The 535-nt window shown below is 66.5% G+C and carries 1 protein-coding gene; it reads left to right on the forward strand.

Features of this window, described 5'->3' with window-relative positions; all coding sequences use genetic code 11:
* Positions 1 to 51: 51 nt before the first annotated feature.
* On the forward strand, positions 52 to 535 hold a 484-nt coding region (locus GSF22_RS34105; protein WP_208817985.1), incomplete at its 3' end, for a thiopeptide-type bacteriocin biosynthesis protein.

Raw genomic sequence — 535 nt, forward strand, 5'->3', positions numbered from 1 at the left:
CCTCAACCTCTTGGGACGCCTGCCTCCTACTCAGCTGACGAAAGGCCCGCCATGAAGGAGACCCCCTGGCAACAGGTGAACATCACCTACCCTGGCCAGAGCCGCCACGAACGCGAACGACACGCGATACCCCACCTCCACCGCGTCCTACCCGCCGCCGAGACCGCCGGCCTCATCACCTCCTGGTGGTTCATCCGCAAAGGACCATGGCGCATCCGCTACCTGCCCACCACACCCGACACCGACCCCGGCCCGGTACACGACCTCCTCACCGGAACGCGCGCCTGGACCAGCGACATCTACGAACCCGAGACCCACGCCTTCGGCGGCCCCGACGCGATGGACACCGCACACACCCTGTTCCACCACGACAGCCGCCACCTCCTCACCTACCTCCACCACCAACCGACAGACCGACGGGAACGCTCCCTCATCCTGTGCACCGCACTCATGCGCGCCACCGGACTCGACCTCAACGAACAAGGCGACGTATGGGCACGAGTCGCCCGACACCGCCTCGAACACCTCACCTGGC

It is taken from the genome of Micromonospora echinofusca, assembly GCF_017614955.1.
In the GTDB taxonomy this organism is placed as follows: Bacteria; Actinomycetota; Actinomycetes; order Mycobacteriales; family Micromonosporaceae; genus Micromonospora; species Micromonospora echinofusca_A.